The organism is Acidipropionibacterium thoenii DSM 20276 (assembly GCF_000423445.1).
In the GTDB taxonomy this organism is placed as follows: domain Bacteria; phylum Actinomycetota; class Actinomycetes; order Propionibacteriales; family Propionibacteriaceae; genus Acidipropionibacterium; species Acidipropionibacterium thoenii.
Genome location: NZ_AUHZ01000019.1, coordinates 1 through 13,981, shown reverse-complemented (window position 1 = coordinate 13,981; position 13,981 = coordinate 1). Strand labels below are relative to the sequence as shown.

14 protein-coding genes and 1 pseudogene are annotated in these 13,981 nt (G+C 64.2%); 9 read left to right on the top strand and 6 right to left on the bottom strand.

Going from position 1 to position 13,981, the window contains the following annotated elements:
- Positions 1-231: 231 nt before the first annotated feature.
- From galK to G554_RS0107585, 3 genes are read left to right on the top strand one after another with little or no spacing between them, the layout of a single operon-like run.
- The gene (galK, locus tag G554_RS0107595) at positions 232-1,449 is read left to right on the top strand and encodes a galactokinase (RefSeq protein ID WP_036925055.1); all 1,218 of its coding nucleotides are present in this window, start codon (positions 232-234) and stop codon (positions 1,447-1,449) included.
- A complete protein-coding gene (locus tag G554_RS15335) occupies positions 1,446-2,519 on the top strand; it encodes a LacI family DNA-binding transcriptional regulator (protein WP_036925053.1) in 1,074 nt (357 codons plus the stop codon). Before galK ends, G554_RS15335 begins: the two co-directional genes overlap by 4 nt.
- The gene (locus G554_RS0107585) at positions 2,512-3,888 is read left to right on the top strand and encodes a UTP--glucose-1-phosphate uridylyltransferase (protein WP_027587439.1); all 1,377 of its coding nucleotides are present in this window, start codon (positions 2,512-2,514) and stop codon (positions 3,886-3,888) included. The genes G554_RS15335 and G554_RS0107585 overlap by 8 nt, the downstream gene beginning before the upstream one ends.
- A 47-nt stretch (positions 3,889-3,935) precedes the next feature.
- Here the strand turns inward: G554_RS0107585 and G554_RS17230 are convergent.
- The 5 genes and pseudogenes from G554_RS17230 to G554_RS0107565 form a co-directional block, all read right to left on the bottom strand.
- Positions 3,936-4,738, bottom strand: a pseudogene (locus tag G554_RS17230) (transposase family protein).
- Between the two features lie 318 nt (positions 4,739-5,056).
- Entirely contained in the window at positions 5,057-5,632 is a 576-nt protein-coding gene (locus G554_RS0107580; RefSeq protein WP_027587438.1) for a recombinase family protein, read from the bottom strand.
- A gap of 188 nt (positions 5,633-5,820) precedes the next feature.
- Positions 5,821-6,423, bottom strand: coding sequence for a hypothetical protein (locus G554_RS0107575; protein WP_027587437.1), 603 nt, complete (start codon positions 6,421-6,423; stop codon positions 5,821-5,823).
- Entirely contained in the window at positions 6,420-7,643 is a 1,224-nt protein-coding gene (locus tag G554_RS0107570; protein ID WP_027587436.1) for a DUF7224 domain-containing protein, read from the bottom strand. Before G554_RS0107570 ends, G554_RS0107575 begins: the two co-directional genes overlap by 4 nt.
- Entirely contained in the window at positions 7,640-8,419 is a 780-nt protein-coding gene (locus G554_RS0107565; protein WP_245569994.1) for an ATP-binding cassette domain-containing protein, read from the bottom strand. Before G554_RS0107565 ends, G554_RS0107570 begins: the two co-directional genes overlap by 4 nt.
- An 835-nt stretch (positions 8,420-9,254) precedes the next feature.
- Between G554_RS0107565 and G554_RS0107560 the strand changes: the two genes are divergently transcribed.
- Positions 9,255-9,809 (top strand): hypothetical protein, encoded by a 555-nt coding sequence (locus tag G554_RS0107560; protein ID WP_027587434.1) that lies wholly within the window; start codon positions 9,255-9,257, stop codon positions 9,807-9,809.
- Here G554_RS0107560 and G554_RS0107555 read toward each other — a convergent pair.
- Positions 9,767-10,147: a hypothetical protein gene (locus G554_RS0107555; RefSeq protein ID WP_154654221.1), complete on the bottom strand. Its 381-nt coding sequence runs from the start codon at positions 10,145-10,147 to the stop codon at positions 9,767-9,769. The genes G554_RS0107560 and G554_RS0107555 overlap by 43 nt on opposite strands.
- A gap of 1,070 nt (positions 10,148-11,217) precedes the next feature.
- Between G554_RS0107555 and G554_RS0107550 the strand changes: the two genes are divergently transcribed.
- The 5 genes from G554_RS0107550 to G554_RS0107525 all read left to right on the top strand — a co-directional run.
- Positions 11,218-11,442 carry a helix-turn-helix domain-containing protein gene (locus G554_RS0107550; RefSeq protein ID WP_027587432.1) on the top strand — a complete coding sequence of 75 codons (225 nt, stop codon included), beginning with the start codon at positions 11,218-11,220 and terminating at the stop codon, positions 11,440-11,442.
- Positions 11,442-12,491 (top strand): CHAP domain-containing protein, encoded by a 1,050-nt coding sequence (locus G554_RS17225; protein WP_084648402.1) that lies wholly within the window; start codon positions 11,442-11,444, stop codon positions 12,489-12,491. The genes G554_RS0107550 and G554_RS17225 overlap by 1 nt, the downstream gene beginning before the upstream one ends.
- 317 nt (positions 12,492-12,808) lie before the next feature.
- The gene (locus tag G554_RS0107535) at positions 12,809-13,114 is read left to right on the top strand and encodes a hypothetical protein (protein WP_027587430.1); all 306 of its coding nucleotides are present in this window, start codon (positions 12,809-12,811) and stop codon (positions 13,112-13,114) included.
- An 18-nt stretch (positions 13,115-13,132) separates the two neighbouring features.
- Positions 13,133-13,786 (top strand): hypothetical protein, encoded by a 654-nt coding sequence (locus G554_RS17625; RefSeq protein ID WP_154654220.1) that lies wholly within the window; start codon positions 13,133-13,135, stop codon positions 13,784-13,786.
- Positions 13,737-13,981, top strand: a 245-nt coding sequence (locus tag G554_RS0107525; protein WP_027587428.1) for a transposase, incomplete at its 3' end; no start/stop codon positions are given. The genes G554_RS17625 and G554_RS0107525, both read left to right, overlap by 50 nt.

Sequence of the window (13,981 nt, the reverse complement as noted above, 5' to 3'; positions counted from 1 at the left end):
GGAACTCCTGTGGGGTGGTGGCCTCGTCGGACTCGGCAACTTCGCCGACCGTTCTGCGCCCCCACGTAAAAATGTTTGCGTCACCATCGGGATGCTTGTTCGATGTTGCGCCTTGGATGTGCAGAATGTCAAGGTCTTGAGCGCGAGCACTTGTTCGCGCAAACATGAACGTCGACGACGAGGTCTTCCGGCTGGGCCACACGCCCGGGGTCGGCGGTGAGGAGGAACGTGATGGGTGACGATCTGGCCCAGCAGGCATGGAGTGACGAGCAGGGCACGCGCGCGGCGCTGGAACTGTTCCAGCAGCACTTCGACGGGCGACCCGGCGGCGTCTGGGCGGCCCCCGGTCGGGTGAACCTCATTGGTGACCACGTCGACTACAACGACGGCACCTGCCTGCCCATGGCCCTGCCGCACCGCACCTTCGTGGCGGTGGCGCGTCGCAGCGACACTGCAGTACGCCTGGTCACCGGTCTGCAGACAGACGCCCCGTGGCGGGGTGACCTCGCAGAGGTGCGGCCGGGCGGCGTCGAAGGATGGGTGGCCTACAGTGCGGGACCCGCTTGGGCGCTGCGGGAAGAGGGCGTGGCGACAACCGGCTTCGATGCCGCAATCGTGTCCTGCGTTCCCGTGGGCGCCGGTCTGTCGTCCTCGGCTGCGGTCGAGTGCGCCATGGGTCTGGCCCTGGGGGAGCTGAACGGCGCACCGATGGGTGGCGACGACGCGGGTCGCGCCCGCCTGGCCGCACTGTGCGTCGAGTCGGAGAACCGGGTGGCTGGAGCCCCGACCGGTGGCATGGACCAGGCTGCGTCACTGAGGTCGGAAGCTGGGACGCTGCTGCACCTGGACTGTCGTGACGGATCCGTCGAGCACGTGGCCTTCCCCATGGGGGAGATGGGTGTCGACCTGGTCGTGGTCGACACCAGGGCCAGTCACGAATTGGCCGACGGGCAGTACGGACAACGCCGTGCGAGCTGCGAGGCGGCGGCCCGGGCATTGGGCGTCGCTTCGCTGCGCGAGGTGGCAGACCGCAACCGACCCGAGGATCTCGAGCCGCTCCTGGCGGCGCTGCCGGACGAGCAGATGCGGTCCCGGGCCCGCCACGCCATCACCGAGATGTGGCGGGTGGAGGACATGGTGAAGGCTCTGGGTGCGTGTGACGCCGTGGGGGCGGGCCGGTTGATGAGCCAGTCACATGCCTCGCTGCGTGATGACTTCGAGGTGAGCGTCGCAGAGCTCGACGGTGCGGTGGAGGCGGCCGTCGAGGCGGGGGCCTTCGGCGCCCGGATGACCGGCGGTGGCTTCGGGGGGAGCATCGTGGCGCTGGTGCCGCGAGGGCGGGCCTCGGACGTTGCCCACGCGGTAGTCGAGCGGGCGCAACAGGAAGGTTTCCCGATCCCGGAGGTGCACCTGGTCACTCCCAGCGCGGCCGCGGGGCGTCTTGCATGAGTGACCAGGTCCTGCGCTCGTCGACCCGGGGTGGCGTTGGCTGGTCGGGCCGTGCCACCGCACGAGACGTCGCAGCCGTGGCCGGGGTCTCGGCGCAAACCGTCTCCCGAGTGGCCAATGGAACACAGTCGGTGGCCGAACCGACTCGGCAAAAGGTGCTCGCGGCGGTGGCGCAGCTCGGCTACGCCCCCAACGCGGCCGCCCAGGCACTGCGAGCAGGGCGGTCGTCAAGCATTGGTGTGGTGGCCCACCACCTCAACCGGACAGGCGAGGCCAACATCATCGATGCGGTGTGCACCTCGGCACGCCAGCACGGGTATGACGTGGCTTTGGCCCACGCGGCCAGCGGGTCGGCCGAGGACGTGAACCGCGCGATTGCACGGGCTCGGCAGGGCGTCGCGGGCCTGGTCGTGCTGGGATTGGAGACGGCCGAACTGGCGACGGTGCGCATCCCGCCGTCCCTGCCCGTGGTGTTGGCCGACTCCCGGGCGGACCTGTCTGTGCCGAACGTGGGCCTCGACCAACAGGCCGGAGCACGCCTCGCGGTCGACCACCTGCTGGGCCTGGGGCACGACACTGTGCACCTGGTTGCCGGGCCGCGAAACTCGGTGCAGTCGAGGCAGCGGGAGCAGGGCTGGAGAGAGTCCCTCCAGGCGGCCGGACGTCGGGTGCCCGCGACGGTCAGCCATGGTGACTGGAGCCCCGCCTCCGGGTACCGCGCCGGCTTCTTGGTCGCCGATGACTCCAGCATCACCGCGGTGCTCGTCGCCAATGACGAGATGGCCGCTGGACTCCTGCGAGCCCTGCACGAACGCGGCCGCAGGGTTCCCCGTGACGTGGCCGTGGTCGGCTTCGACGACGTCAGCGCCGCCTGGCTGTGGCCCCCGCTGACCAGCGTCCAGCAGGACTTCACCACGATCGGCTTCCACCTGGTCGACGTCCTGTTGCGCCAGATCGACCGCCGCGACCATGGCGGCCCGGTCCGGGAGTCCATCCTCGTACCACCACACCTCCAGGTCCGCGCAAGCAGCGGGATCCCCAGCACCGCAGAAGGAGAACACCATGACTGACATTGGCCTGACCCAGGCCCGCGACAAGATGCATGCAGCAGGGGTTGGAGCAGCAGCGATCCGGGTGTTCGAGTCCCACTATGCGAACTTGGCCGATGGAGCCGGCGGGTATGTCCGCGAAGCCGACATCGAACCCCTCCTCGAGGTCGACATGGCCAGCGACGTCGACATCGATCGCCGTGAGGCAGAGGATGCACTCGACCGGACGGCGATCCTCAAACTCAATGGCGGCCTCGGTACGTCGATGGGTCTGGCCAAGGCCAAGAACCTGCTGGAGGTCCGCGACGGGCTGACCTTCCTCGACATCATCGCCCGCCAAGTGCTGGCCGCCCGTCAGCGCCATGGCGTGCGACTGCCGCTTCTGTTCATGAACTCCTTCCGTACCGACGCCGACACCCGCCGCGCGCTCGAGGCATACCCCCAGCTCGCCGTCCCGGGCTTGCCCCTGTGCTTCTTGCAGAACCAGGAGCCGAAGCTGAGGGTCGACGACCTCACTCCGATCGACTGGCCTCGCGACCCCAGCCTCGAGTGGTGCCCACCGGGCCACGGGGACGTCTATACCGCGCTGGACGACTCTGGAATCCTCGACCTGCTCTTGGAGCGTGGCTACGAATACCTGTTCCTGAGCAACGGCGACAACCTCGGGGCCACACCGGACGCACTCCTGGCCGGCTGGTTCGCCCAGTCATCTGCCCCGTACGCCGCAGAGTTGTGCACCCGTACCGCCAATGACCGCAAGGGCGGGCACTTGGCGATCCGCCGCCGCGACGGACAGCTGGTACTGCGCGACACGGCGCAGACAGCGCCGGAGGAAATGGACTTCTTCACCGACGAGCACCGCCATCCCTACTTCCACACCAACAACCTGTGGGTCCACCTGCCCGTGCTCAAGCGAACCCTTCAGGAACGCACCGGCGTGCTGGGCCTTCCGCTAATCCGCAACGAGAAGACCGTCGATCCGGCGGACCCCACCTCACCCGCGGTCATCCAGATGGAGACCGCGATGGGTGCCGCCATCGAGGTGTTCCCGGGAGCCAGTGCCATCGGCGTGGACCGCAACCGGTTCCTGCCGGTCAAGACCACCAATGAACTCCTGCTGTTGCGCTCGGACCTGTTCTCCTTGGATGAGGATCACCACCTGACCGCCCGAGGACCGATTCCTGAGATCCGTCTGGACAACCACTACAAGATCGTCCAGGACTTCGATCGCCGCATCCCCTACCCCCTGGGCCTGCTCGGAGCACGCAGCCTCACGGTCTTGGGTGACGTCAGCTTCGGGCAAGGCGTAACCGTCCGCGGCCACGCCCGCATCGACACGGCAGAGCCCATGCTCGTCCCTGACCACGCCGTCCTCGGCGGCCCGGCTTGAAACCGTCGAGCGCCACCCCCAGATCCAAGGAGGACACTGAGGTTTTCTCACCAGGCTCCTCGCACGTGAGTAGCGATCACGAGGGCTGAGCGGACGATCTGGGTGATGCGCCAGGGGTCGAGGGTGACTTTCTGGAGGGCCTTGAAGTGTTTGATGATGGCATTGGCTCGTTCGGCTGGGGCGCGGAGTTGGGTGATGAGCCGGTTGCGGGTGTTGGTGTCGGGGCCAGGCCGTGGCCCTTGATCGGGTGGCAGATGCCGATGCCGGCGCCTTGGTAGCCCTTGTCGGTCAACGTTTTCAGGCCTTGTGCGGCGGCTGGGTAGAGGGCTGGCAGGACGTGTTGGCGGGCGGCGGTGAGGTCGTGGGTCGAGCCCGGGGATACCGGCGAGGTCCAGATCGGGAAACCGGAGCTGTCGGTGAGGACTTGGACGTTGCCGCCGTGGCGGTGGTGTTTTCCCGAGTACCACGCATCGGTGGTTTTCCCTTGTCCGGCAGGGGTGTGGACGGCGGTGGTGGCGATCAGGGTGCCGTCGAGGCAGACGAACGCCGCGCCGTGGGCATGTTGTTCGTCGAGGACCTCGTGGAGGTCGGGTGCGTGGTCGGCGACCACGTCCAATGCCTCGTGGAGGTAGCGGTAGCAGGTGGCTTGGGACAGGCCATGGTCACGGGCCAAGCGGTGGATGGGGGTCGCATCACACATCCAGCGGCAGAGCAGGATCGCTTGGGTCCAGCAGGTGGCGGCGCGTTGCCAGGGGCGGCGGTCATGTCGGCGTCGGTGGGCCGACAGCCACGCGGAGATGCGGCGAACGATGGTGGTGGGAAGGTCAAGGGTGGCACGATAGGACAGCATGCGGGCTCGGTTCTGTTACAGGGACGGTCTCTTGGCAGAAACCGATCCTGCACCACCCGACCCGCATGCACCCACCCGAGTCGACCATCACCCCTTGCCACAGCATCAACGCCGATGATCCACGGTCAGGTCTGGTGAGAAAACCTCACTGTAAATGACGACGCGCTCATCAGTATGATGCAGTCATCTATGTTCATGCAAATTACTGCGATCGAACTGTATATTCGCCGAACGACATCGAACTGATGATGACCAAGTCGACTGCTTGCTCTCTTTCCAACGCGCGGTTCGCTGGGATGTGAGGTAGTTGCGGCCTCCTCACTGGAGGTATCGACCTTGGCCAGCGAGGGCGGTGTAGAGGGTTTGCCGGGAGACGTTGAGGTCTCGGGCGATCGTGGTTTTGGGGACGCCGTCGGTGATGCGCCGGCGGGCTTGGTTGATCTGGTCGGGCGAGAGTTTCGGGGTCCGGTTGTAGACGCCGCGGGCTTTGGCCAGGGCGATGCCCTCGGCCTGGCGTTCTTTGATGGTGGCTCGTTCCAGTTGAGCTACAGCGCCCAGGATGGTGAGCATGAACTGTCCTTGGGGTGAGTCGGTGTTCAGGGCGGGCTGGTCGATGAATTGGATCTGGACGTCCTTGTCCTTGAGTTGGTTGACCAGGGTGAGGAGGTCGGTGGTGGAGCGGGCGAGCCGGTCTGGAGACTTCACTCGGACGAGGTCGCCGGAGCGCACGTAGGCGAGCATGGCCTGGAGCTGGGGCCGGTCGGTGGTCCTGGCCGAGATCTTCTCGGCGAAGAGTCGATCAACCTGGCCGATGGCTTCCAGTTGTCGTGCGGGGTTCTGGTCGGTGGTCGAGACTCTGACGTAGCCGACGGTCTGTCCAAGATGTCCATTCATGTCTAGACACTACGACATGAATGTCTATTGTGTCTGGAATCGGTGTGGTTGGACATGGTTTTGCGTGGGGTGGGGGAGTGTCTGGTGGGGTATACCCCACCAGACATGAGGCAGGGCCGTGTGAGAGGACGGCAGGTTGCACCCGGAGGCCCGGGCGGTGGTCGTGTTTCTGCCTGTGTCGGGAGGGCTCAGTCGTCGTCCTGCTTCTGGACGGTGGGGACTCGGTAGATGTAGAGGGCGGCGCCGAGGAGGAAGGTGAGGCCCGCCAGTGATGCGGCGATGGGGTCGCGGGCGTACTTGACCGGCCATGACCACAGTGCTCGGTCCATCTCCATGCGTCCTGCGAACAGGGATGCGGCGGTGTAGGCGATCGGCACGGTGGAGGCGAGCTGGGTCAGTCCGATGGCGGCGGCGATGAGCGACAGTCCTGTCAGTCCGAGTGCGTTGCGGAAGGAGACGACGGCCATCGAGGTGGGCAGTAGGGCGGTGACGGCCAGGTAGCTTGCTGACAGGGCGAGTGCGGTGGTGGCATCCCACCACCAGACCGGTCGGCGTCGCGCCGCTTCCAGGGCGACGTCACGTCGGGCCAGGGCCCAGGCGATGGCGACAGCGCCCACCAGTGGGACGACGGCCGCGTTGGCAACCTCCACCCCCGTCCCCGACAGCAGCGGGGGCACCTGGACCAGGATTCCGGAGCCGATGACGACCCAGGCCAGGCAGGCCAGCTGAACTGCGGCGACCCGGGCGAGCCCTCGTTGACGGCACCACAGGATCAGGCCTTGGCTCCTCATCGGCAGGCCCGGACGGTGTCGATCAGCGTCGTGACGCGGGCCACCTGATCGGGCTGCGACGCGCCGGCCAGTGACGTCACCCATGTCAGGGAGTCATGGTCGAGGGGCACATCTGTGGAGCGGGGATGGTACTGCCCCGAATGCACGAACAGCCAGGTGGCTGCTCTCTCCTGGTCTTTGGCGATGGAGGCCGAGACTCCGTACCTGGAGCTCTGGCAAGGGGCGTAGGCCATCGCGAATGACAGATCGTAGGCTGCCTGCTCGGTGGTGGCCGCAGGGTAGGGGCTCCATCGGATGGTGGCGGGTGTGGCGGCGGTGGCTCCCTCGCTCACCTGGGTGGGGGTCGCGATCCCGAGCTTCTTCCAGGTGGCTGTCACCGAGGTGACGGTCCGGCTGGTGGTCTCCAGCCGTTCCTGGTGCTCGGGCCACATGCAGGTTCGCGGCGTCGCGGTGGTGCAGACCTGCTCGCCGGTGCGCGGAACGGTGGGTTGGGCGTCCATCCCGTGCGCCCGGGTTGCGGCGATGCTGCCGAAGGCGAGGGCGCCTACCACGAGGGCGACGAGTCCGGGGAGGGGCTTCAGCGCCGTCTTGCCGAGACTGGCCACTATCAGGATCCATGAGGTCAGCAGGATCCCCGCGCCGAAGATCACGCCGGCCTGGATCGCTCTGGTGTCGATCGAGGTGTCGGCGGTGCAGCAGTCGGCGTAGTAGCCGAAGAGGTACCGCAGGGTGATCACCGGGACCGCCGGTCCGTAGAGCACCAGGAGGATGGGTGCGGCGAGGACGAGAGGGACTGACACGGTCAGTCTGCAGGTGATTCCCAGAAGTATGCCGACGGATGCCCAGGCGAGTGTCCAGACCTCGCCGACGACCACGAGCATCCACAGGTCACTGGCCTGATAGCTGAGAATGATCGCCGCGATGATGAGGAGGGATGGGGCGATCGCCAGGATCAGCGGGAGGGCGAGGATCCTTGGTGTGCTGCGGGCCTGATGGTGGGTGAGGACGCCACCGGTCCAGTAGCGGCGGGTCTCCAGGGCGCAGGACAGCGCGACCGGTGCGGCGAGCAGGAGCAGTTTGTTCAACTGTTCGGCGGCGGGACTGAACTGTGTGTACAGGGGATCCTCAAGATCGTGCTGCCATGAGAAGACCACGATGAGAATGGTCACGGGGAGCAAGCGCACGCCGTAGCTGGTGCGAAGCAGTGTGGCCCATCTCACTGCCGGCTCCTGCTCACCAGGTTCAGGTATGCCGACTCCGCCGGATGGTGGGAGCCGGGATCCCCGAGCGTGAGGAAGTCTCGCACCGATCCGGTGAACTGCACTGATCCGCGGGCCAGCACGATGATGTGGTCGTAGATCTCGGCGACATCGTTGATGTCGTGGGTGGAGACCAGCAGACACAGGTCTTCTGGGAGTCCCGACAGGATGGCCCGGTAGGCGTGCTGCTGCTCGGGGTCCAAGCCGGCGGTCGGCTCGTCGAGAAGGATGTGGCGGTGGCCGCTTGCCAGGACCTGTGCAAGGCCCACGCGGCGCAACTCACCGCCGGAGATCTTGGTGGGACGCCGTTGGGCCAGGGCTGACAGTCCCACCCTGGCCAGCGATGACCGCGCCGCATCGGCCGCCTCCTCCACCGAGCGCCCGGCGAGCCAACCGCTGTAGGTCACCTGCTCGACAACCGTCAGGCCCGCCAGCGGCCGCACTCGCTGGGGCATCAGCGCAACATGGCGACGAAGCGCCGACTGGCCACTCTCGCCGCTCTCCAGCGCGATCCGCCCCGACCTGGGCGACAGTCCCCCGGAGGCCAGTTCCAGGAGGGTCGACTTGCCGGCCCCGTTCGGACCCAGCAGGACCGTTCTGCCCACCGGGAGGTCCAGACTCAGACCCTCGTAGAGGGTGGAGCCTCGTCGGTACCCGAAGGACACCTCGGTGAAGGAGAGCCCCGGAGCCGACCGATCGTTCCGTCGACGCGACGGCTGGATCTCAATACTTGACACGCCAATCCTTCACGGTCAGCATGGGCGCTCCAGAGATTTGGCCATTGATCTTAGTGACCCTGATTCTGTAGCTCGCCGCCCTCACATCACCCCAATACACAGAAACGGTCTTGGTGCATGTTGCTGTCCTCTCGCCCATATCTGCATCAGGCATAAGACTCCGCTGGCGCCTCAAGCTGTAAGTGACATTTTTTGGGATCCATCCTCCTTCGGTCGCGGCGTCTATGCATTTACTATAGTGTGACACACTGGTTGAGACACTGTCGCTGTTCTTGTCTGTCCACCAGCGAGATTCGAACCCGGTGAGGGCATTCGTGATTGATGAGGTGAAGCCACCTTCGGCTTGAGCGGTCGGTGCTATGCCCGTGAGCAAGACAGCTGTGACTGCAAGACTGATGAGCTTGTTCTTTCGGTTCATGTCGTGTACCCATCTCGTCCTTGGGAAGAACGGTTTTGACTCGATCTGATCACTCTGTATCGCCATCGGCGTTGTCGTGGGTATGCGCAGAAGGAAAGTACTGCCAGCAGTCGCGAACTGTCAAGAGGGGCCGGGTCTGCTGTGTTGTACCCAAGTCCGCAGGTCGCCAGGGTCTGGTTTCCGTGGAAACTGACGGAAGGACTGTGCGTGGCGATTGGCGGTATTCATCGACTGATCCTCTCGAATCGTCCTTGGACGGTGATCGCGAAGGCGTTGAGTTCGAGATTTCACCTGAGCATCCTTGACCCGACCGCTCACGATTGGGTCAAGGTGTTGGATCGCCACAGGTACGGCCAATTCAGCGCAGCCTGCTCATTCTGGGAGTGGTTACGCGCACGAGCCTGTCTGTGGTAGCAGGTGCTGAGGCCGGTCTGCCGGACTCTTCTGTCCGGCATACGTGGCTTTCTCATCAACTACGAGTCCGGACTTGACAGGAGCGTGGCGACGGAATCCGAGTACGAGTTCAGGCTTTGCGCCACCGTGGAGCTTGCTCCCAAGGGTCCAGATGCTGTGGCTGTTCAGTTCACCTGTTACGACGACATGCCCGATGCTGAGCCTGCTGCCGTGGAGGAGATGGTGCGGGCCGAACGGGCGATGACCAACCCGCTCTTTCCATGCGCACAGGAACGGGACAAGTGGGGTCATCACAACCCAGGCTGGTCGCGGTCCAGCAGGGAGAGGCCGCCGGCGACGTGCTGGGCGTCAGGCCAGAACCGTTCGATCACCGGCGGCTTGGACCGGCAGCTCAGACGGGCTGCGCCGCGTCATGCTCGCTCACCGACGCATCGACTCGCCGGCAGCGTTGAGGAGATCGGGATCGTCCTACGCCGGCTGCGTGTTGTGACGATGATGGGCGAGGTTGACTTCTTTCAGATGTTCGGGGCGTCGGGTATCGGGACCGAGTCGAGGTAGGGGCACAGGCCGATCCACGGTTGATGGTCCTCCACCCATTGGCGCATCTCGGGTGGGGGGAACTCGGTGTGGATCCAGTCGCGGGTGGTTGTTGTCCCGTCGCAGGGATCGGCCCCGGAAACCATGTGCACCAGATGATCCCAGGGTTGGGACTCCATCTCCCAGACGAGGGCGAGGACCGTGTTGGCGTCCTCGGGGTCGGTGTCCCAGTCCTGCACCGGCCCGGCCCACACCGGCACCTGGACCCGGCTCGGCGTCGCCCGGTCTGCCGACAGCAGTCGATTCTCCTGGTCCCACTCACCCTCCAGGTCCCAGCGGACCCCGGTCGTCAAGGCCACCCGGCACCGCACCAGGAGGCCGACCCCCCACCCCACATGTCCTGGGATCTCCTCGGGAATCAACGGAGCCGGTCTCATCCAGTACAGCGGGGAATCCGGCATCTGGTAGGTCCAGCCCCGCGCCCATGCGTGCGTTCGTGACGTCGCGGCTGCTTTCACTTCTGCTCGACGGGGACCGACCAGCCTCCGCCATTCCCACTCCCACTGACCTTTTTGGTGATGTAGAGAGTCCATCGGCCATTGGGGTAAGAAAGAGAATCCGGAATGCAAAGGTGAGGATTCTTGTACTGTCTCGTCTGAATGAGAGCCTTAGCACGCGACCCGCAGGTGGCCCTGCTCTTATACCAGATGCCTTCGACGAGATAGCGCCACTCATCGGCGTGTGCACGAGGAGACGCCAACTGAGTGGATACGACGATCAACCCCACAAGAATCGCCAAGAATGACTTCTGTACTCTTCTATAAGTCTTCAAAATCCCCATGCTGAACGATAGGACTCGACGAGGGGCACCGTCAAGAGGTTCCCTGAGATGTGTCGATGTCTGACGGTCATGAGATTGACTGATCGTAGAAGCCCGCGTGGTGTTGGAATCGTGACGCCAACACGTCATAGAGGGCAAAGGACCCTGGGGACTCGCGGTAGTCCTGGTGAGTGGGAGATTTTTCACACCTTGGAAGCGATGATCGCCTGACCACCTGGGGACGACTCCGCTGGAGCCGGGGCGGACTCGCCCACAGTTGAGTGTTCCAGGCGGCCTTGACCGAAGAAACGGGAAGAGCCGGATCAGCCAACCGCTCAAAGCGACTCCGCCCTGGCGTGCTGTGCCCTGCCGGCCCCGGTTCCATCGAAATGCGGATCATCTCTTCATGCGTCACGGTGTTCACAGACATCGTTGACCACCTCCTGCATCTGATAACACACCATGTGATCTGCTAACGTCAAGCCACAAACAACGATATCTGCTGCAAACGAAGCATTAACCTCATAAAGGCTGAAAGACCGGTTCGACCGCTTCGACCGGTTTGAACTGAAAGTGTGTTCTGAAAGGTTCAGAGAAATGGAATCAGCGATGTCCCATCTCGATGACTTGATCGACCAGCTCGACTGCGTCCTCTCGGTTTCCCAGGCCGCGAAGGCACTGGGTAAGCATCCGACCTCGATCACCAGAGCCATCGAGAGGAAGGAACTCCTCGCCTATCGTCTTGGCTCCGATGGTCACTGGATGATCCTCCGCGAGGATCTACGAGATGCTCTTAAGGCCGGCACACCAAGCCTCCGCGAAGATGATCTGTGATGAAGCTCCGCCATCTCCTGCCGGCGCTACTGGCCGCCCCGCTGGCGCTGCTGATGCTCTTCGTCCTGGTCGTCTCGCCTCCTCCGACCAGCACCACGGATGCCTCCATCTGTGGCACCGGCACCCTGAAGGTGCCCACTCAGGCTCAACCATGGATCGCCGAGGCGGCCACCACATCAGGCCTGCCCGCCGCCTGGCTCGCGGCGGTCGCCTACCAGGAGTCGCGTTTTAACCCCACCGACTTCTACCACGATATTAATGGCGGTACTTGGGGCTTATTCCAACTGAATAGAGAGGAATGGGAAAAGGTCTATCCAGCTGCTAAAGGATCACAGGGGACGCCGCCTGGAAGCACGGATCCCATGATCCACGCGCACTATGCAGGGATCTACCTTAAAAACCGGCTCAAGGTCGTCCAGGCGATGAAACGAGCCCACCCTGAAGCGGCATACGCCAAGCTGTCAGACCTCGATGCTCTCGTCATCGCCCACAACGCAGGCGAGGGGAACCTGCAACGTTATCCCAGCATTCCGCCCATCACGAAGTCTTATCTGGCGAACGTTCATAAGTCATTCACCCCGGGGTCGTGCAGTGCAACAGCCGGCGATTCAGGAAAGTCCGGACAAGACACTTACGGTCCGTACTGGAAGTCAGAGGCCGGCCGCGCCGATGGAGTCGACCCGTGGAGCTTCTATTGGGGAGAATGCGTCTCCTACGCCGCCTGGATGATCCGCACCACCACCGGCTACACCGACTTCACCAACAACTGGCACGGCCAACACTTCGGCAATGCCCAGGGCTGGGCCGCCGCCGCCCGAGGAGCTGGCATCACCGTCAACCAGACGCCAGCCGTAGGTGCGATCGCGCAGCGCACCAGTGGAGCCTTCGGCCATGTCGCCCTCATCACAAAGGTCAACTCCGATAACTCCTTCGACGTCAACGAGTACAACTACGCCTCCCACCACACCTTCGGGACTCGCAGCCACGTCAAGATCGGCGCCGACTTCGACAACATCCTCCACTTCGAGAAGAAGGGATCCTCCTCATGAGACGTCGCACCCTCCTGGCCAGCATGGCCCTGGTGGTGAGCCTTTCCGCATGCACCACTGGCAAGACCTCCAGCTCGCCGGCTCCTGGCCCATCGAGCCCAGCCGGCAGCCCGGCGTCCTCCTCGGCGTCGGCCACTTCCTCGCCGGCCTCGGCGGCCGCCACTCAGACTGCCGCCCGAGGAGCGAGCAGCTCCACGATCCCTTCATGGGCCACAGACCCTCTTGCCGAGACCGCTGCCCGGTTCATCATCATCGCGGCTACGCCTGATTCCAGGCTCGACCCTGAACCGACTCATGCCTGGCGCAGAGCCACCACCATGTGCACCAAACAGCTGGCTCAGCAGATCGCCACACAGCGCGACCCCTACGGAGGTACCTGGTGGCAGCAGCTCCGCCAACACGACGGATGGGTCGCCATCGTCATCACCAACATCCTCGGTGATCAGGCTCAAGCCCCAGAGGCATCATCAGCCTCCCCCACTGCCTCCATCACGGTGATGTTCACCCGTGATTACCACCGGGCGGCTCAGCTACCCCAGCACGACCGGCAGGTTCACACATGGACTCTGACTCTCGATACCACCACCCACCGCATCACAGACTTCACACCCGACGCCAACTGAACGATCAAGGAGACAGTCATGAATCCCTCCATCACCATCCAGGACACAGGCGAAGGCACCCTCACCATTGACGGCGCCGACCCGCTGACCCTGTCAGCAGACACACCCGACGCCGCATACCACGCCCTCCTGCGCCGGGCCAGCAGGTTCGCCGAAGAGTCCGGCGAACCTCTGACCGTCACTGTCACGACGCCCGAGGCCACACGAGAGGTCAACATCGATCCCGATGGAACCGCCTCGGCGCTGCGCTCAACACCCAGCGAGGACGACACCCGGCCGGCAGAGCCCACTGATCGCTCACCCCACCGAGGGATCACGCCCAGCGACGACCACGTCGCCTCGGTGGCACCTCGACGCAGCTTCCTCACCACCAACCGCATTCAAGAACCTGCGACTCATGGCTGGCAAGGCCTCCTCAATCATCTCGGCTTCCGTCTGGCCCAAGGCCCAGCTGAGCAAAGCGTCCGAGAAGACACCACCGCGGTTAGTCAACGCTGGCCAGGAGTCCGCACCATCGTCGTCGCCAACGGGAAGGGAGGTGCAGGTAAGACCCCTGGACTGAGTGAAGCTTCCCGGACTTCTGAGGAAAGTCATAGTTTCGAGAATCGGGTAGGATCACATCATGTCAGGATCGAAGTACAGTCCGGAGTTCAAGAACCAGGTCGTTCTTGAAGTCGTGGACAAGCATCGCACCATCAAAGCCGTAGCAGAATCATACAATCTTGTCGCTCAGACTGTCGGCGTATGGGTCAAGGAGTATCGCAAGAAGAATCCGGACCCGGAAACCGAGAACCTCACCAGTGCCGAGTCGGCCGAACTCGAACGGTTGAGGAAGGATCTCTGTGAGGCCCGGATGGAGAACGAGTT